Below are 18,329 nucleotides of genomic sequence, written 5' to 3' on the forward strand. Positions count from 1 at the left end.
GGCGGCAATAGTTAGAGCAAGTTCAGGTATTAAGGAAGGGACGTAAATAAAAGGAATGACAATAAATGTCACATGCATGAATGCCGATCAGCTACGCAATGAGCATACGCAAAAGTGTGCTCACAACAGCATTATTGATGTTGGCATTCAGCAACCCCGCTATCTTAGTTTCCACCTTAGACCGGAAGCTTTGCGTCCCTTTCTTTCGAAAGGTTTGCTATTTTAAGCCTGTTAAAGCAAATTAGCTTAAAATTGCAATTACCGCAAAGCTCTGACCGCAACTTTCACAGTATTTGCACATTTCATCCTAATTATCAGTGCGCCTAATGAAAAAGCCTGATCGAATCCCTTAAAAGCGTTTATGAACTGAGCCCTGTTGCAAAGTTGCATTGCAAAAGCGAGGGTAAGTATCTGAAATGAACTATTTTACAAAACGCTGATAAATGACAGGTTACGCATGCATTTCACATTGTTATTATTTACTTGTTCATAATGTGAACAAGATTAAAACTACAGATATTAATTAAGGATAAATATGAAATTAGCAGTGAAAAAGAAAAATATTAAAAACTTGTCAGATAAAAAAGCGCTAGAGCAGGACTTAACACCGCACGTAGCAGGCGGTGGTTTTACTTCTAGCTGGTTTGAAGAATTGAGCAGAGCATATTGCCATATTTCTAAATAATATAATAAAGACTGATTATAATAATCTGTGATATAGATAAGATTTAAAGTCCGTCAAAGACTAGGGGAGGCCCCTATGATATCTGCCTCCCCATTATACTTATTATCTAACCCCTATCCACTCGTTCAAATTTGCCATTTCAAGCCTGTTAGAATAATTAGCTCAAAGAGACAGTGCTTGATAAGTCATTGATGACGTCGTCAATATAGAGTAAATATCTGAATAAATCGTGTGTGATTAACGGTAGACAAATTTGAAAAATTAAAGTGCTTCTAGTGAAGAGTCGACCTTTGACATGTTAAGATGAGTGACTTATATCGTTCCAATTTTTAGGGTGCTAAATGAAAAAAATAATATTTGATACCGATCCTGGTATCGATGATGCGATGGCGCTTCTTCTCGCTCATGCAAGTCAGGAGATTGAAGTGATTGGAATTACGACAACTTTCGGCAATGCCAGTATAGAAAACACGACACGTAATGCATTGTTTTTAAAACAAAGGTTTGGGATGCGTGCTGAAGTGGCCAAAGGTGTTGACACACCGCTAGATCATGTGAAGACAGAGCCAGCCACGCTAGTGCATGGTGAAAATGGATTAGGGGATATTGTAATACCTGATCATGTAAACGCAGAACTATCGCCTCTCGTCGCGCATGACTACATTATTGAAAAAATCAAAGAACAGCCGGGAGAAATTACGCTCGTTGCGGTGGGTAGGCTCACAAATTTAGCGCTGGCAATTCAAAAAGACCCCGAAATTGGCAAGTTAGTGAAAGAAGTCATCATTATGGGCGGAGCCTTTGGACATAATGGCCATACAGGAAATCTGACGCCATTTGCAGAAGCGAATGTGTATGGTGATCCACTTGCAGCAGACATTGTTATTAATGCAGATTGGCCAGTGACCATCGTTGGGTTAGATGTTACGCAACAGACCTTGATGTCAAATGCGTATTTAGAGAAAGTCAGGTCTCACAGCACAAAATACGGTGAATTTATTTATGATATTACACGTTTTTATGCACAGTTTTACAGTGATGACCTTGGATTAGATGGGTTTTATGTACATGACTCTTCAGCAATCATGTATTTAGTTGCTCCTGAAATTTTTACAACAAAGCAAGGGCAAATAAGAGTCATAACCGAGGGACCCGCAAAAGGACACACACTATACAAAAGTTCAGACCGCGTTTTTCCAATTGATGAGTGGGCCACTTCACCAAAACAAACAATAGCAATCAATGTGGAATCTCAAACATTTAATCAACGTTACTTCGATATTATTTGTGGCAATTAAGCTAGCTAGTCAGGCTGAGAAGATGTAGGTTTTGGGTGGGTCATTGAGTTTGAAAAAACTTCATAGAATATAAAATGCGCCAACTTACCATGCGAATTGCAAGTCAGAACAAGAAGGCCTTTTAATAGGTCTTCTTGTGACTGAGTTAGCCTAGCGGGTGATGTCTATCGTAAATCCGCCAGATGGGAAACGGGCTGTCCCTGTGTTCGCATTAACGAAAGCTATTTCGACGCGGTCAACGTAAATTCCGCGAATAACAGTGTCAAGCCATCCACTACTTATAATCGGCTGGAAGTCTACGCTATAGTTGGTATCAGGTAAGGTCTCCGTGAAGTAAATTATATATTTATCATTTGTTTTGATAGCGTTTGAGATTAAGCCGTTGGTGAATACTGTAGATCCGTCTTGGTTAAAACGCGCATTGTTCGGGGCGGGAATTAGATCTGTGACCTTGAGCGGAACGAGGTTTTGACGTTCATCATAGCCGAGTACTGTTCCTGTGGTTCCTTTTGCGAATATAGGGCTGGATGTTCCTTCAACAGCAACGCAGCCTTGGCCGTACTCGTTATCACACTCATACAATTGTCTTCCTTGCGCTGTGGCAAAAAGAGGGATGATGGAACTTAAAAAAACTAATTTTGTGAGTTTCATAGGTTGTACTTTTCCTTAAGAGATAGATTAATGAAGGCTTTGTTAGCTTATTTAAGCTGAAGTTTATGCAGCGCGTAATGACGGCATATCATGAGCCTTCTGCGTTTATCAGCTAGGCTTAAAGTATATTAAATGCGTGCTTTGTCAATTAATGCTTTAGAGTTCAAGCTAGCGTTGCTGTTATTAATGTATTAGGTCTAGCAGGGATTACACTGTTTTTTATGCCATATTAATAATAAACCTGTATTAATTGCTATTTTCTAGACTGTATTTTAAATTATATAGTTTGAGTATATTTCCATTTGTATAGCATAAATGTTTTATGAAGTATTTGTTTATAGTATCTCTTTTATCTCTCAGTGCATTCGCAGAATAGTTAAGTCTAGTGTCAACCTTTGAGAAGATGGATTCCGACGACAGCTATAAGAAGTTAACCTCAGAATGTCCGGCTGATTTTTTTCCAAATCAAGATCTGCCTTATAAAGACTTTATTAATTACTGTTCAAGTCATCCGAGTCTTTGTTTTGATTTCTGTAATAAAGGTGATGCCAATTATTGCTCTTCACTGGCAAATTACGTTCAAGAGAGTTCAGAAAACACATATTATTCTGAAGCTTTGTTTTCAAAGGCCTGTAAAATGGGCCTAGTGAATGCCTGTACAAATAGAGCTTCTGGTTTAATCAAGCTTAACGGCGAATCATCTTTAAGTTGTGCGGTTAAAACCTTTGAGCTTTCCTGCTCGAAAAATGATGCGTGGGGTTGCACAATGTTTGGCGCCTATTTAGCGCAAGGGAAAGGTGTCGCAAGAGATTTTGACAAGGCTTTGAAAGTGCTAGAAATAGGTTGTCAAAACGGTTTAGAAGACCCAGCTTGCCAAAGTGCTCAACACATCAGTAGTCAAATTAGGGCTGTACTAACGCAAAAATAGTAGTTAGAACCTGAAATTAGTAGAGTCTATAACTTGAGCTTAAAAGCCCTTTTAACCTTACTGCTTTTTTAAAGCTAGATAGCGCTTTTATGCGATTAAGGTTTAGGCGTTTGGTTTTACCTGATTGGTTGCATCTTATTTTACTCGTGACTCTGCTAATGGTTTAGGAGAAAATACATTGTTATTTTAACTTTTCTTAGGGTCCAAAACATGAAATGGATAAAGCTTACAGCTGTATTAGTGTGTCTTTTAACTTTGAGCGCTTGCGTTACAACGGCGTTATACGGTGAAGAATTTGAGTTAAAAGATAATAATCAGTACTCTCTTCAAATTGCATTTGGTGGTTTGCCATTGACTCCAGAAGCCGAAATTGAGCTGACAACTAGAAATGCACTAGACGTTGAAGCAAAGAAGTTTATGCGAAGAAATCCTCAATTCACTTCCTATAAAATTATTTCGTACTCGAGAAAGCATATACCTTCGGCAATTGTTTATTTAGTTGAATTTGAGCCTACGCAACCCAAACAGAGTAATAGCCAATAAACACTCATTAGCGGCAAACAGCTCGTCTTGTCGCATTGACTTCGTATATATTATTTGGCTTTCACCTATACCTTCTAACCTTAGCGCGCTATTTTTAATTGGATAGGTCAAAGCCTTATATACACGAATAAAGCGCGCCTTCAACAAACGTGAATATTTTTCTCACATCTTAAGTTCAAACTGACAGCGGCTAAAAGGGCGAGCTAGAATTTATCAATCGCGAAAAGTACAATGCACAAAATATTCTCCCTGATACATTTTTTGTTGTAGTTTTCCTTGTATCTGTTGCGCTACTAATTCCTGCCCACCAGCAACAGAGTGGAGCTCACATTGGTGTGTTTGCAAGTAGTCTTGCATCATGTGACTATCAATATCCCACAGTACGGGCTCCCCAAGCTTTTCTAAGTGACGGTATAGAATTTTGGGCACGGTGTTTCTGGGGCTCTCTTTAGGTTCTAGAGTGGAAAAAATAAACTGTGTTCCACACCCAGTTAATGCCCGAATAGAATCAAAGATAGTATCGACGTCTTTCTCGTTTAAATACATTAAAACCCCTTCGCAAATAAACAAGGTCGACTGCTTCGGATCGAATGCCTCGAACTCTGTCAGTGCAGTTTGGAGTTTTTGGCGGCCAAAATCCACTGCCAAAAAGTGCATGTTTTTGCCTTGAGTCGCGCCTTGCTCTAATGCCTTTACCTTTTGTTTTTGAGTGGCAGGGTGGTCAATTTCGATGAAATTAACTTTGGGGTAATCATGTTGCAGGCGCCAGCACAAAGAGTCAAAACCAGCACCTAAGACTACTACCTGTGAGATACCGTCTGATAGGGCATTCAGAGTCAGTTGTTCAATATGGCGCTTACGCAAAACATAATGTAAGGAAATACCGGGCAATAATAGCCGCTCTCTGAGTTTTGCGAGCTTGCAAAACCACCAGCTCTCGAGTTGTTTCAGTCTGTGACGACCTTGTTCGCTACCCAGCAGTATTTGACGTGAAACAGAGATCACATTGTCGTTGACTAAATCTCCATACTTTGAGGTTTGGGCTGCAAATAAAAGTCCTTGAGCCACGGTAAAAGCGGTAGAACTAGCATCATTATCTTTCATTAACGTGCCTCACTATAAAAAACGATACTGTTTTCCGTTAAGCCAATACTGCCTGTTTGTGCCTGCCGTTCAAGAAATGCCTGACTTTCATTACGCTCAACTCCTGATATTACAGAAAACGCCTGACCGCCCATTCTGACGACCCGTTGATGTGGCTTTCTAAGCATAGGTTGTGCGGTTTTTGCAAGTTGTTCTAGGAAAAACTGCAATCTTTCTTCACGTGAAGCATGCGCATAAATCAAGGCTCTACGGCCGACATCCCGAAGCTTTTGATCCATTACTTTGAGCACCTCTTTCATGTAGTTCTGATCTTGATTGACCTTATTCCAGAAGTCTCTTTTCCTTAGTACAAGTAAGTCTGTGTTGACAATGGCGATGGCATTGACTTTGCGAGCCTGTTCATCAATGAGGCATGATTCACCGAATAGCTCTCCCGCAGTTAAAGTTGCTAGATCAAAGTCTTGTTGCTGTGCGGTTGTGTCCATAGTAATACCTATCGCGCCGCTGCTTATTAAATAAGCTTCATCGGGGTTTTCATCCGCAGCGTAAAAAATCGGAGTGCCAGCACTGACCAATAAGTATTCATAACAAAGGGCAAATAATTCTGTTAGTTTAGAGTTTTTCCGAGCGCCACCGAACGCCCATTGCGTGATCTGCGCCATGCTGCAATGCATGGGCACCATTGAGACAGAAATATGTTCATGACGGATTTGCGCGCCAAGTGCCTTTAACCCCATACGCTTGTATAGCGCCAGAGTTTCAATATTAGCGGTTGTAATAATATCCGTGACGCCTCTTGCTTCCCCGATATCGCAGCTCAGTTTAAACAAAGCACGAAACAAATCACGGCGATTTCGCCATCTAGCATCGATAGCAAACATGCCTGAGTTAGCCAGTAAAGGCACAGGCAAGCCTTTTGAATGGGCTTGCTCAATAAGTTGGGTACGGTATTGATTAAAGTCGTACATTTGGTCTGCTGGCAATCGAAGGGCACCGTCAATGACTACACGTATTGTACCAACCGGTGTGTCGCCATCATAAGCAATAATATTATAGCTATCGGGCATACCGTCAAACATATCCATGATGATACGCTGTGGGTTTTTCTGCATATAGGCGTATTCTTCGGCATAAACCTGATACCTGAGCTGGTATACATGATTGAGCTCAACCGGAGTGTTAGCGACTTTAACTCTAATAGACATTCAACTGACTTTATTTTAATTATTGCAAAGCTGGATTGTAACCCTCAGTAGCGTTGCGGTAAACACGAGTAATAATATATTCAAAGAAAAATAATATATCAAAATCAATGGGGTCAGAGTCGTTGATTTTAAGCACCGTTGATTCTCGATGTCTGTAGTTGCTCCAAAGCAAATTACACACCCGTAAAAATCAACCATTAAGGGACTAAATTGTCAGAATCGATTCGCGCTTATTCAGAATTAGTAGACGAGGCTGATTGTTCAAAACCTAAGTATTTTTCTCTTAGTAGACAAACAAGCATTTAAATTAAACACCATGGAATTAACTTTAGTCCAGAACTTTTCTTGAACCAAAATCTACGCATACAGTGCAGCCACGTTGATCGTTATTGTATAAAGAGAACTCCCAATCGAATCGCTGACAGAAGTCTTCGACTATCAGTAGACCTAATCCGTGCCCCTGTGGATCTTGATTTCCATCGTAACCACACCCACTGTCGATTACCTTCAATTTTGATGCAGTCATGCAAACTTCGATAGAGCCTTTTTCGGTTGCAGCAATCGCATTTCTAATTAAATTGTTTAGTACGATGGCTATTACTGGTGGGCTAGCTTGGACGTTAGGCATACTCTCAATAGTGCACATTAATTCTAGTTGTTTTTCCTGTGCTAACGTTAGATTGGCCGCCATAATACTATTTAGTTCTTCAGCACTTACCAAGCGAAAAGGCGCATTGTGTTTTTCTCGTTCATAGCGAACTAATGCTAAGAGAGCATCGGTCATAGTCGACATTTGTGTAGTGGCTTCTTGTACTCTAATTACTTGGCGTGAAATAAAACCATCCTCACAGGCTCTAAGGAGTAACTTTGATGCACCTTTAATCACAGTTAAAGGTGTTCTAAGCTCATGACTTGCGTATCTAGCGAAAGATTGCTCGCGTTTAATCAGCTCATTTACTCGAGTTCTGTATCCATTTAATCCAGCTGCGAGCGTTTGAAACTCATTGGCTGCATCATTTGGCAGGGCGAAAGCGGCGCTCGGGTCGTTCTTATCTAGTTGGGTTTTAAGTGCGTTAACTGGCTCAATCAAACGCTGTGACAATTTCATCAGAAGCTTTGCAAAAATAAAAACAAGCACAACCACAAAGGTAAGATTGATGGCAATCACGGTGATAAACTCATCATAGCTAAGCTCTACTTCATCAACATAAGTAAGCAAGATAATCGGCTTTTCATCACCATTGTGAGTAAATGTACTTAAGTAAACCATTTGAGAGCCATCTTCTATGTGAACTTCATCCAAAAAGTGGCTTTTTCCGACTAGGTAAGGTCGATAGGTTTTCGGCACTAACGAAATGTCGTTATATGCCGTTGTCAGTAAATCCAACTGAATCACACTAATATCAGGGTTAGAGTGAAAATAGTGAATAGCTTCTTTCTTATCAATAAGTATGCGTCTTTCACCCATACGATCCTCGGCCCAGTGCAAAGTAAGGGTGATGAGCGCAAAACAGAATAACCCGATCACGGCTGAAACAGCTGCAAAAAAGAGGGCGAGACGACCAGTCATACTACGCGTGTTTCCAAGATATCGTCGAATCATGAAGGCTGCTCCAACCTAAACCCTACCTTAGGCACAGTGATTAAAACAGCATGCTCAAATGGCTTATCTAATTGGGTTCTGAGCTGATAGATATGGCTGCGTAATACATCATTGTTGGGGTCACTTTCTTGCCAAAGTTGAAACGCGATCTCCTCTTTTGTAAGCACTTCTGGTGCTTTCTTTAAGAGTAACTCCAGGATGGTGTAGGTCGTGGGGTTTAGCGCAAGTAAGCGCCCTTGTCTGTAGGCTTGTCGTGTTTTTTGGTCGATTGAAACCTCGCCATAGCAGAGCTTTTGAGTAGCGAATTCAGCATTACTACGGCGGATCAATGCATGCATGCGCGCTTCTAGGATGTCCAAGTCAAATGGCTTTGTTAGATAATCATCAGCTCCGTGTTCAAACCCTTGAAGAATATCCTCTCGGCCATCTAATGCCGTGAGCATTAATATTGGAGTAGTGTTGCCTGACTCCCGGAGCTTGTTGCAAATAGAAAGGCCGCTCAAGCGGGGTAGCATAAGGTCCAAAAGAATGATATCAAATGTGTTTTCACTGGCGAGCTTTAACCCTAACTCTCCATTGTCTGCGTAATCAATCTCCATTCCTAATGACTCAAAGTAGTCGAACAAGATACCAGCGATTTCGCGATTATCTTCAACGATTAACAGTCTTTTCAAGCGAACTCTCCAACAAAAACTCAAATTTACATTATGCACAAAGCGCGTGAAAAAAATGTCGATAACAACTCTTTCACTGCAACCATTGTAGGCTGAACCCGTCTTTTAATGATCCGGATACATGTCTATGTCTATTTCAAATGCACCAATCACTAATATAAGTGCGTTCAATGAGCGCCGAGATATTGGACCCATTTTATCAGTCGTTGTTCCTTTTTATAACGAAGCAGAAGTACTGAATGAATTCCACCAGCGCCTTGAGTGGGTGCTCACCCAAATTCATGGTGAAACAGAAATCATTTATGTGGATGATGGGAGTGTTGATGGTAGTTTGGATATTGTCAAAGAATTTAGTGCGCCAAACTGTACAATAAGATGTGTCGAGCTTAGCCGTAATTTTGGCAAAGAAAGCGCGATGAGTGCCGGCCTCAATCATGCGCAGGGGCAAGCCGTTGTTATGATAGATGCTGACCTCCAAGACCCGCCAGAGTTGATCCCAAAAATGTTATGTAAGTGGCGAGCAGGGTTTGACGTGGTTAACATGAAGCGTACTAGCAGAGATGGCGAATCTTGGTTTAAGCGGTTTTCAGCAGCTTGCTTTTATAAGTTACTCAATAAGATGACGCCGTTAAATGTGCCAGAAAACGTTGGCGATTTTCGCTTGATGAGTGCCAAAGTTGTCAAACACATCAATGCACTGCCTGAGCGGACTCGTTACATGAAAGGTATTTTCGCATGGCCCGGGTTTAATCAAACAACCATTGCATTTGAACGTGACGCACGCTATTTAGGGCAAACAAAGTGGAATTATTTAAGATTAATAGGTCTGGCCATGGACGGTATCACTTCCTTTTCTATTCGGCCACTTAGAATAGCGACCATATTGGGTGCACTGATTGCGGGATCTGCGTTTGTTTATGGGCTCGTAATAATCACTAAAACGATGGCTTTCGGTGAAGCTGTCTCTGGATATCCGTCCACTATGGTTGTGCAGTTAGCGCTCGGTGGTGTGCAGCTGTTGTCTATAGGTTTATTAGGGGAATACATAGGGCGCATTTTTGTTGAAGTAAAACAAAGACCGCTTTATCTGGTTGCTGATGTACACAATTGCGCGAAAGCCCATTGCAAAAATGAAGCATTGGCGTCATTTAGGGAGAATGCATAAATGACAATCAGACAAATACACCTCTGGTCGCTTTTAGCGTTTGCACTGCTACTTAGGCTGATCTCCTTGGCGACTTACCCCTTAATGGATACGACAGAGGCCCGTTATGGTGAAATGGCGCGATTGATGGTGGAAACGGGGAACTGGCTAACTCCTCAATTTGATTATGGCGTGCCATTTTGGGGAAAGCCTCCGCTTTTTACTTGGATGAGTGCTACTGGGATTCAGGTTTTTGGGCTCAATGAATTTGCGGTGCGAGTACCACATTGGTTTGCAGGTGTTTTGACTATTTGCTTAATTGGGTTTTTAGCGAAGAAAACCAACAATAACCCGGTTGTCGCTGCAATCGTAGTTGCCACGTGCGGCATTTTTACTATTGCTTCAGGTGCAGTTATGACTGATATGGCATTGACCTTGGCGCTTACTATCGCGATGGTGGGATTTTATTTGTGCTGGCTACAAAAAGATGAGCATACTCAAAAATGGGGCTACGCAGGTTTCTTTGGTTTGGCGTGTGGATTACTTGCTAAAGGACCGGTAGCGTTAGTGATTATGGCGATCGCAGTCGTCCCCTGGCTTATGCTCCAACATGGTTTTTTGGGAGCATTTAAGCAATTGTGGCAAAGGTTTCCGATACTGTCAGGCGGTGCACTCATGTTAGTTGTTGCACTGCGTGGTATGTCCTAGCAGAAATCGCGACACCAGGGTTTTTAGATTATTTTATTGTTGGAGAGCATTTTAATCGATTTGTAGTTAGTGGTTGGGAAGGCGATCTCTATGGCAATGCCCATGATAGGCCTCGCGGAACTATTTGGCTGTTTTGGCTACAATCTGCTTTGCCATGGTCATTGATACTCCCAGTATTAATTTGGAAAAAACGCACTCAGAAACATGATATTGAAAAGGGTCATACTGGTCTTTTTAGCTTTTTAATATTTTGGCTTTTGTCACCACTTTTACTATTCACACTTTCAGGGAACATATTACCCGCTTATGTACTACCAGGCGTGCCTGCTATTGGTGTGTTGATAGCGATGCTAGTAACACAAAAAGACTTTAAATGGTTGTGGGGAGCGTCCGCTTTGATCCCTGTTATGCTGATGATTGCTTTACTTGTACTTAATATGGGCAAAGCGGATAGTCGCAGTGATCGAATAATATTTGAAAAGACATTGCCAGAGCTTCCTGTTTTTTATGTGGGAAAGCGGCCATTTTCAGGTCAATTTTATAGCCGAGGGCAAGCTAAATTATTACAAGATGCAGATATCTTACCTTCATTGAGTCAGTATCATCTGATTGGGCACCCTGAACAGGTGACTGCGCTTATCGTTCAAAATTCTTTAAGTTGCACCGTTGACCTAGAATCTCAATCAGGCCGTTCGTTATACACTTGCAGCAATACGCATGGTGAGTGATGAGGCAATTGATTAAATTTGCCCTAGTAGGCATTACAGGATTTGCTGTGGATGTTTCAGTATTCACACTGCTAAGTTTTGGCCTGTCTTTACAGGTCGAGTGGGCAAGGGGGCTTGCATTCTTTATTGCTGCTTTAACGACGTGGCTTGGTAACCGACACTTTACATTTTGTACGGCTAGTTCCAACCGACTAGTCGGCGAATGTCGCAAGAGCTTAATTTGTGCGGTACTTGCTGGCTTAATCAACCTTACCATATTTAAAGCGATGACTTTATATTCAAACGAACTGTTATTCGTGTACTTTGCTTTTGTTTGCGGTGTACTGGTGGGGATGGTTTTAAACTATGTACTCAGTGCTATGTGGGTATTTAAAGTGGGTCACGATGTAAGTGGTGAGAGTTGAAATGCCTGATGAGCACTTTAGATTTTAATCGATTCTTATTGAAATAGCCCCGCGCAGATTTTCTTGGTTTGAATACGAGTATGGGTGTAAGGCCAGCTTATAAAAAGCGTTAAAAATAAAAATGCTGCCACTAAGGACAGCATTTTGGGTCTCTATAAAAGAAAGGAACTGTTTAGAAGTAAGCTCTAATTCCAAGCTTTAAGTTACGCCCAGGGAGAGGCGCCTGATCTTTGATAAATGAACTATGTACAAAGCCCAATTCATCAGTCAGGTTTTCAAGATTCATATAACCAACCATATCGATACCCTGAACAGCAAAGTCGTAGCTTAGGCTTGCATCTACTAATGTGTAGCCTTTAGTTACTGTTTCGTATGATGTAACTTTGTCTTGCTCTAGGTAACGGGTAATGGTCATGTCTGCTTTAAATGGACCTTTTTCAAAAGCGTAATTAACACCAAGCTTGTTGCTTGGAATACGCGGAAGGTTTTGTCCATCTTCAAGCTTAGCGCGCAAGTGGTCGCCAAATACTTTAATACGTGTCAAGTCGTTGATTTGATAGTGGACATCAAATTCTAACCCGTAAAGCTTCGCATCTTTACTCACATATTGATAAACGTCACGTGCGCCTTCATGCTCGTGGTCAGCAACTTCTAATCCATGCTCAGACGTAAAGAAGTAATTTGTCTTTTCTTGGTAGTAGAAGTTAGAAATATTGTTATGGAATACGTTAACCGTATAGCCAAAATCACCGATGAAACGACGGTAGCTTATGTCTAAGTTTGTCGATGTTTCTTTTTCGATATCTGTTGGCTCAAAGTGGATCTCTGTGCCTTCAATTTCATAACCAAGACCTAGTTCATAGGTGCTTGTTGCAATGTGTAGACCGTTAGAAAGCAATTCAGCTGTCAAAGGTGCACGCTCTGAACGAGAAAGGCTGATAGCAACGTTTTCACCAGGCGCGTAGTTATATACACCACCAATTGACGCACTTACGTTAGTCATCTCTAAAGTGTAATCAGAGATTTGGGTGGTTTTTACCATATCTTCTTCATGACCGTGGTCATGATCATGGTCGTCGTGGCCGTGCTCATCATGATCGTCATCGTGACCAACATGTGTTTCGGTAATTCGGCTTGAAAGCTCAAAATCTTCAACGCGCGCGCCCAACTCTAACGTGAAATCACCAAACTCTTTTTCTTCTAAAATATAGAATGCATGCGTTGTGGTATTTGTAGCTGGCGTGAATGCTTCCGCGCCTTGTGCTTCATAATCACTGTCAGAGTAGTGATAACCAAAGATCCCGTGCCAACCACCAATGCGGTGCTCGAAGTTAGTACGTAGTTCAGTAGTTTCATTTTTGAATACTGTGCCAACTGCGCCGCCTTCGATTTCGGCATGTTCATAATCTGTGTAACCTGCACGTACTTGAATAGACTCTAACCAGTTATTATGCAGTGCATAGTTAAATAACGCTTGCCATCTGTCTTGCTTTACGCGGGCAAACACGTTGTGGTTTTCGCCTTCGTGATCGTGCGCGTCATCTTCACCATGGTCTTCATCGTGATCATGGCCATGTTCGTCTTCGTGTCCATGGTCATCGTGACCATGCTCATCATGTCCGTGATCATGGCTGTGTGCTGGAATACCATAATCAGTTTCGATGCGACCGTAAGAAATACCCGCAGTGATATGGTCTGATACGTAACTTGTGCCGATGTTAAATACTTCTGAGTCAATAAAAGTATTGTCTACTTTTTCAGCGTACTCAGCAGCATGCTCTTCTTCACCCTCGTGATCTTCGCCTTCATGCTCATGGTCGTCATGCCCGTGCTCGTCTTCATGATGCTCGTCATGGTCGCCAGGTAATTTAAAGCTCGGCGTGTCATAGTCGTCACCTTGACGCTTTACACCATCAAAGTGGAAGTTGAAACCTTCATGACCAGTCTCAAACAATACAGCATAGGTGTTGGTGTTTGAATTCGTGTCGTGGCTGTAGTTTACAGCGCCTTGAGGTGCGTCGATTACATCAGTAGGGATGCGGTTATCAACTACGTTTACCACACCACCAATTGCGCCTGAACCGTAAAGTAGCGTCGCAGGGCCGCGAAGAATTTCAATTTGCTCTGCGCCAAGTGCATCGTTTGTGTTTGCGTGGTCAGGACCAATACGAGAAGCGTCACTGCTGTCTAAACCGTTTTGTGTAATTTTAACGCGCGGGCCGTCTAAACCACGGATGATAGGGCTTGAAGAAACTGGGCCAAAGTAGCTTGCGTTAATACCAGGTAAGCCTTTAAGTGTTTCGCCTAGAGTTGGTTTAGCAGAGTTTTTTAGTGTATCACCGCTTACAACAGTTACAGGCGACGCCATTTCCATATTACTTTTGTGTAAAGCTGATGCGTATACAACAATACTTTCAACAGAGCTTGGCGTTAGTGTTACGGTAACAAAAGGAGAGTCTGGATTAACGTCTAGACGTTGATCAATAAAGTTATTTTTTGAAACATGTAATTGTGATGCTGCATCTACATCAATGGTGAAGTTACCTTCAGCATCAGTCTTAATGGTTTGCGATTTGCCGTGCAAGTGCACATTTGCATTGCTAACCGGTAGGTTGTTGTTATCTACAACTTTACCCTTTAACTCGCCAGCATATGCCGACGTCGACAGCATTACTGCGCTGACACTCAGTGAGATCAAAGATTGTTTAAACATGTTACTACTTTCTTGATTATGATAGTGATTGTGAACTTGTAATAATATAACACCTCATTTTTTCAAAAACAATGATGTTATACTATAACTTTAAGTTTGAATTATATTTGACTGTTCCTATATTTAAGCTAGAGCGTGTTTATCAGAGCCTAGTATGACTGGACCATTTGTATTCAAAGTAAGGTTGAAAATAGCGGATTTGTTTCATCAAGCAAATCACCTTGAAACCTTTACAACAGCATTACAAAAAGCAGAAACACTTGAGCACTTTGTGTTAAAGCTCATCGGCTATTGCGCGTTGTCCTATAGTGATAAAGTGCGCTGGCTGAACAGTCGCGAAAAGTCTAGCCCTGACGTATGGCACGAAGATGACAGTGGGTTGATCGAAAATGCACTATTTGCTGGCGCATTAGAGCTAGATGACGTGCAAAAATATGCAAAGCTCTTCAACAAAACCATTATATTTATGGTTCACGATGAAGAGTGGTTTAATGCCTTAGAGCCACATTTGATAGCCCTGCCTAGCATTCGTATATTTTCAGTGGAACAAGTTTGGATAGATGATTTGGTCGCGGCCTTAACTCGCAGTTTGCACTGGGATGTAATCATTGAAGACGGTGCCATCGCGATCAGCAATGGCACCGATTACTTTCAAACAGACGTGCAAAGGTTAAGCTAGCTTAATCACAATATCGGTTATCGGCTTCGAACAGCACAATAGCACCTCACCATCTCGCACAAATGCCAAGGGCTCTTGGTTGTAAACTGTTTCACCTTGTACTAACTTTGCTCGACAAGCGCCGCAATAGCCTTCTCGGCATTGGTAGGGGACATCGATATTGTTTTGTTCAAGTGTGCATAGCAGTGAAGGTGATTGAGCCGCAAATTTCAGCGGCTCATCGTGGTCTTCGATTGTTATAGTCGGTTGTGGCCTTTCTTCCATTACAGGTCGAAATCACCAAAGTCTGACGCACTTACTTCAGAATCGATTTGACCAACTAGGTAGGAGCTGATTTCAGCTTCTTGCGGAGCAACCTGAACATTGTCAGAAACCAACCAAGCATTAATCCATGGAATCGGGTTACTTTTGCTTTCGAATTGCGTCGGTAAACCCACAGCAGCCATACGTACATTTGTGATGTACTCTACGTATTGGCACAAAATATCTTTGTTAAGGCCAATCATAGAGCCGTCTTTAAATAGGTACTCTGCCCATTCTTTTTCTTGCTCTGCAGCTTCAACGAACATTTGAATTGCTTCTTCTTGGCATTGCGCCGCAACAATTGACATCTCAGGGTCGTCTTTGCCTTCTTGCATGATATTCAACATGTGCTGAGTGCCTGAAAGGTGAAGCGCCTCATCTCGTGCGATTAGCTTGATGATTTTCGCGTTACCTTCCATAAGCTCTCGCTCAGCAAAAGCAAATGAGCATGCAAAGCTCACATAGAAGCGAATTGCTTCTAAAATGTTGACCGACATAATGCAGAGGTAAAGCAGCTTTTTCAGTTCAAACAGGTTAATGTGCACTGTTTCGCCGTTAATCTCATGCTTTCCTTCGCCATACATGTTGTAAATAGATACTTTTTCTATTAACTCATCGTAGTACTTAGTTACCGAGTCTGCGCGCTCACTGATTTTATCGTTTTCAACAATGTCGTCGAAAATCAGTTCAGGTTGCTTGGTTACGTTACGAATGATGTGAGTGTATGAACGACTGTGTATTGTTTCACTAAATGCCCATGTTTCAATCCAAGTTTCAAGTTCGGGGATTGAGACGATCGGAAGTAACGCAACATTTGGTGAACGACCCTGAACACTATCAAGCAGTGTTTGGTATTTTAAGTTACTAAGGAAAATATGTTTCTCATGTTCAGGTAACGCCTGAAAATCTAACCTGTCTTTACTTACGTCGACTTCTTCAGGACGCCAAAAGAAAGATAACTGCTTTTCAATTAGCTTCTCAAATATTGGGTATTTCTGCTGATCATAGCGAGATACATTAACAGACTGGCCAAAAAACATTGGCTCTTTTAGTTGATCATTATGTTTTCTGTTAAACGTAGAATACGACATAAATAATACTCGATACCAAAAATATAGCGGAGTCTAAGTGACTGAGCCGCTGGAAAGTTTACAATTTATCATGACACAAAATGCTGAAATAACACTTCTCAACCCTTATACAGGGACAACGGAATTTGCTCCGTTACACTTGATGTCATTAAACCCAGAGCGTGTGATTCAGTATACGAATGTATCACAGAATTCGATTCTACACCGCAAATAAATTTTTCAAAATTACGTGTTTATCGTCTTGACAAACTCCTAAAATTATCAAACTTAGTAATTCTATTTGTAATGAAAAATGGATATTATAGTCTTTAAATACAATGGGTTATTGTTTTTTCTTTTTAATTTAAGAACGATAAAGCTGAGCACTGAAAACTATCGTAATCGGACTGACATGTTTTACTATTTTTAATTTTTCGGTGCAGATTTAATCAGCTTAGCCAAAGATTTCAAATAACCTGCTATTTGAGCAAAAACCAAGAATTTATAACGTCCATTGCTTTTCAGAATTGGGACTAAAGAAAGTGGAACTTGTAGCTGGCAAATTCAATCGCTAATACGGACTCATACTCCTCAAAGAATTCTACCGTGAGTGTATCCCGACTTTAGCCCTGTGTATTGAGCCACAAAGTGTAACAAAATCTAAAAGCAGTCATTGTGACTAAAAGGCAAGCTTCGCTGGCATTGTTAATGCCAGTTGGTAAAACCAATTTCATTTCGACGCGGATAGCGAACAAATGTCACAGTCTTTGTCTTAACTTGAGGAAAACGTATTGATATTAATTTGTAAAGTGTGTTCGAAAATTAGCTTAATTATAAAAGCGCCAGATAAAGAATCAGAAGATTTTTACCAAGGTAATAGGGTAAAACCATTTGCACATTCAAGTGAATTTAGATTATAAAATCAGTACCCATAATGGTTCCTGTGAACTTTTGAAGTTGCATCAGGATATAAAATAGTTAGGTCGTGTATGAGTAAACAAATATTAGTGACTGGGGCATCATCAGGAATTGGTTTGTGCCTTGTTCATCACTTATCTTCAATTGGTCACACGGTTTACGCCGGAGTTCGAAAACAACAAGACTACAATCACTTAGTTGGATTTAAAAATATCATTCCAGTGATTTTAGACGTGACTAACAAAGCAGATATTGCAGAATTTATTGCCTTAATCGAAGCGTCAAATAGGCCGCTTTACGGGTTGGTTAATAACGCGGGGTTAGGTGGTGTAGGGCATTTTAACGCTTGGAAAGAAGATGAAATGAAAGCAATGTTTGATGTTAATGTATTCGGTCCTTGGCGGCTATCTAAAGCCTGCATCGACTCATTGCTTGAAGCCAAAGGTAGGATTGTAAATATTGGGGCTCAAAGTGGTGTAACAGGCTCTGAGCTATTAGGCCCTTACACAATGACTAAAAATGCATTGGATACGTTTACGGAATCTTTACGAAGTGAAGTCGTTGAGTTTGGCGTAAAAGTAAGTTTAATTCTGCCTGGAAACATCAAGTCCAAAATGGAAGAGTCAACGAATAAGTCGAGTTTGGAAAGGCTGGAACGAGCATCATACCCCTTTAATATACGTGCCAAAATGTTTATTAACCATATCCTAGAGCAACAGGAATATACCGGATTTGCTGAGCACACAGATGCGTCAGAGCCTGAATTTGTTTCTCATGCCGTTGAACATGCACTGTTTAGTGACGAACCGAAAGAGCGATATGTCATAGGGACACATTATGAAGGCACAAAATTAATTGAAACACTTTTAGAACGAGTAGTTCAGACAAACAAAAATCCAGACCTTCATTACACAAGGGATGAATTAATTGAAATATTAGACAGGTATCTTGCTTAAAGAAAACAGCAAAGT

The 18,329-nt window shown here is 41.1% G+C and carries 19 protein-coding genes and 1 riboswitch; of the genes, 11 read left to right on the forward strand and 8 right to left on the reverse strand.

Annotated features, from left to right (window positions below; genetic code table 11):
- Window positions 1–146 precede the first annotated feature (146 nt).
- Window positions 147–229: riboswitch (cyclic di-GMP riboswitch) on the reverse strand.
- Between the two features lie 306 nt (window positions 230–535).
- Window positions 536–685 (forward strand): hypothetical protein, encoded by a 150-nt coding sequence (locus A7985_RS26355; RefSeq protein WP_176716678.1) that lies wholly within the window; start codon window positions 536–538, stop codon window positions 683–685.
- A 341-nt stretch (window positions 686–1,026) separates the two neighbouring features.
- Complete coding sequence (locus A7985_RS03830) at window positions 1,027–1,983, forward strand: nucleoside hydrolase (protein WP_065789076.1); 957 nt, start codon at window positions 1,027–1,029, stop codon at window positions 1,981–1,983.
- Window positions 1,984–2,133: 150 nt separating this feature from the next.
- On the opposite strand, the gene A7985_RS03835 is transcribed toward A7985_RS03830, so the two are convergent.
- The gene (locus A7985_RS03835) at window positions 2,134–2,634 is read right to left on the reverse strand and encodes a hypothetical protein (RefSeq protein ID WP_065789077.1); all 501 of its coding nucleotides are present in this window, start codon (window positions 2,632–2,634) and stop codon (window positions 2,134–2,136) included.
- A gap of 385 nt (window positions 2,635–3,019) precedes the next feature.
- Between A7985_RS03835 and A7985_RS03840 the strand changes: the two genes are divergently transcribed.
- Window positions 3,020–3,562, forward strand: a complete 543-nt coding sequence (locus A7985_RS03840) for a tetratricopeptide repeat protein (RefSeq protein ID WP_141685259.1) — start codon at window positions 3,020–3,022, stop codon at window positions 3,560–3,562.
- A 210-nt stretch (window positions 3,563–3,772) separates the two neighbouring features.
- Window positions 3,773–4,105, forward strand: coding sequence for a hypothetical protein (locus tag A7985_RS03845; RefSeq protein WP_065789079.1), 333 nt, complete (start codon window positions 3,773–3,775; stop codon window positions 4,103–4,105).
- 213 nt (window positions 4,106–4,318) lie between these two features.
- On the opposite strand, the gene A7985_RS03850 is transcribed toward A7985_RS03845, so the two are convergent.
- The 4 genes from A7985_RS03850 to A7985_RS03865 form a co-directional block, all read right to left on the reverse strand.
- On the reverse strand, window positions 4,319–5,209 hold the full coding sequence (locus tag A7985_RS03850) for a class I SAM-dependent methyltransferase (RefSeq protein WP_065789080.1): 891 nt from the start codon (window positions 5,207–5,209) through the stop codon (window positions 4,319–4,321).
- Window positions 5,209–6,414, reverse strand: a complete 1,206-nt coding sequence (locus tag A7985_RS03855; RefSeq protein ID WP_065789081.1) for an N-acyl amino acid synthase FeeM domain-containing protein — start codon at window positions 6,412–6,414, stop codon at window positions 5,209–5,211. Before A7985_RS03855 ends, A7985_RS03850 begins: the two co-directional genes overlap by 1 nt.
- Before the next feature lie 328 nt (window positions 6,415–6,742).
- Window positions 6,743–8,017 carry a sensor histidine kinase gene (locus tag A7985_RS03860; RefSeq protein WP_065789082.1) on the reverse strand — a complete coding sequence of 425 codons (1,275 nt, stop codon included), beginning with the start codon at window positions 8,015–8,017 and terminating at the stop codon, window positions 6,743–6,745.
- Window positions 8,014–8,691, reverse strand: a complete 678-nt coding sequence (locus A7985_RS03865; protein ID WP_065789083.1) for a response regulator transcription factor — start codon at window positions 8,689–8,691, stop codon at window positions 8,014–8,016. The genes A7985_RS03860 and A7985_RS03865 overlap by 4 nt, the downstream gene beginning before the upstream one ends.
- Window positions 8,692–8,818: 127 nt before the next feature.
- Between A7985_RS03865 and A7985_RS03870 the strand changes: the two genes are divergently transcribed.
- Genes A7985_RS03870 through A7985_RS03880 form a run of 4 tightly spaced genes read left to right on the forward strand, consistent with a single transcriptional unit; the run spans window position 8,819 to window position 11,675 of the window.
- Complete coding sequence (locus A7985_RS03870) at window positions 8,819–9,856, forward strand: glycosyltransferase family 2 protein (protein WP_081310475.1); 1,038 nt, start codon at window positions 8,819–8,821, stop codon at window positions 9,854–9,856.
- Window positions 9,857–10,543: an ArnT family glycosyltransferase gene (locus A7985_RS26735; protein ID WP_218061276.1), complete on the forward strand. Its 687-nt coding sequence runs from the start codon at window positions 9,857–9,859 to the stop codon at window positions 10,541–10,543. It abuts the gene before it with no gap.
- Window positions 10,474–11,271, forward strand: a complete 798-nt coding sequence (locus A7985_RS26740; protein ID WP_218061277.1) for a hypothetical protein — start codon at window positions 10,474–10,476, stop codon at window positions 11,269–11,271. The genes A7985_RS26735 and A7985_RS26740 overlap by 70 nt, the downstream gene beginning before the upstream one ends.
- Entirely contained in the window at window positions 11,271–11,675 is a 405-nt protein-coding gene (locus tag A7985_RS03880) for a GtrA family protein (protein WP_065789084.1), read from the forward strand. Before A7985_RS26740 ends, A7985_RS03880 begins: the two co-directional genes overlap by 1 nt.
- A 172-nt stretch (window positions 11,676–11,847) precedes the next feature.
- Here A7985_RS03880 and A7985_RS03885 read toward each other — a convergent pair whose 3' ends face one another.
- Window positions 11,848–14,388 (reverse strand): TonB-dependent receptor, encoded by a 2,541-nt coding sequence (locus A7985_RS03885; protein ID WP_065789085.1) that lies wholly within the window; start codon window positions 14,386–14,388, stop codon window positions 11,848–11,850.
- 154 nt (window positions 14,389–14,542) lie between these two features.
- Here A7985_RS03885 and A7985_RS03890 point away from each other — a divergent pair, with 154 nt between their 5' ends.
- Window positions 14,543–15,067, forward strand: a complete 525-nt coding sequence (locus tag A7985_RS03890; protein WP_065789086.1) for a YaeQ family protein — start codon at window positions 14,543–14,545, stop codon at window positions 15,065–15,067.
- Here A7985_RS03890 and yfaE read toward each other — a convergent pair.
- Both yfaE and nrdB read right to left on the reverse strand, forming a co-directional pair.
- On the reverse strand, window positions 15,059–15,331 hold the full coding sequence (gene yfaE, locus A7985_RS03895; protein WP_065789087.1) for a class I ribonucleotide reductase maintenance protein YfaE: 273 nt from the start codon (window positions 15,329–15,331) through the stop codon (window positions 15,059–15,061). The genes A7985_RS03890 and yfaE overlap by 9 nt on opposite strands.
- Window positions 15,331–16,461, reverse strand: coding sequence for a class Ia ribonucleoside-diphosphate reductase subunit beta (gene nrdB / locus A7985_RS03900; protein WP_065789088.1), 1,131 nt, complete (start codon window positions 16,459–16,461; stop codon window positions 15,331–15,333). Before nrdB ends, yfaE begins: the two co-directional genes overlap by 1 nt.
- A gap of 37 nt (window positions 16,462–16,498) precedes the next feature.
- Here nrdB and A7985_RS26360 point away from each other — a divergent pair, with 37 nt between their 5' ends.
- Both A7985_RS26360 and A7985_RS03905 read left to right on the forward strand, forming a co-directional pair.
- Window positions 16,499–16,675, forward strand: coding sequence for a hypothetical protein (locus A7985_RS26360; RefSeq protein ID WP_176716679.1), 177 nt, complete (start codon window positions 16,499–16,501; stop codon window positions 16,673–16,675).
- Window positions 16,676–17,429: 754 nt separating this feature from the next.
- On the forward strand, window positions 17,430–18,314 hold the full coding sequence (locus tag A7985_RS03905; RefSeq protein ID WP_065789089.1) for an SDR family NAD(P)-dependent oxidoreductase: 885 nt from the start codon (window positions 17,430–17,432) through the stop codon (window positions 18,312–18,314).
- Window positions 18,315–18,329: the final 15 nt, after the last annotated feature.

Source organism: Pseudoalteromonas luteoviolacea (genome assembly GCF_001696455.1).
GTDB classification, from domain to species: domain Bacteria; phylum Pseudomonadota; class Gammaproteobacteria; order Enterobacterales; family Alteromonadaceae; genus Pseudoalteromonas; species Pseudoalteromonas luteoviolacea_C.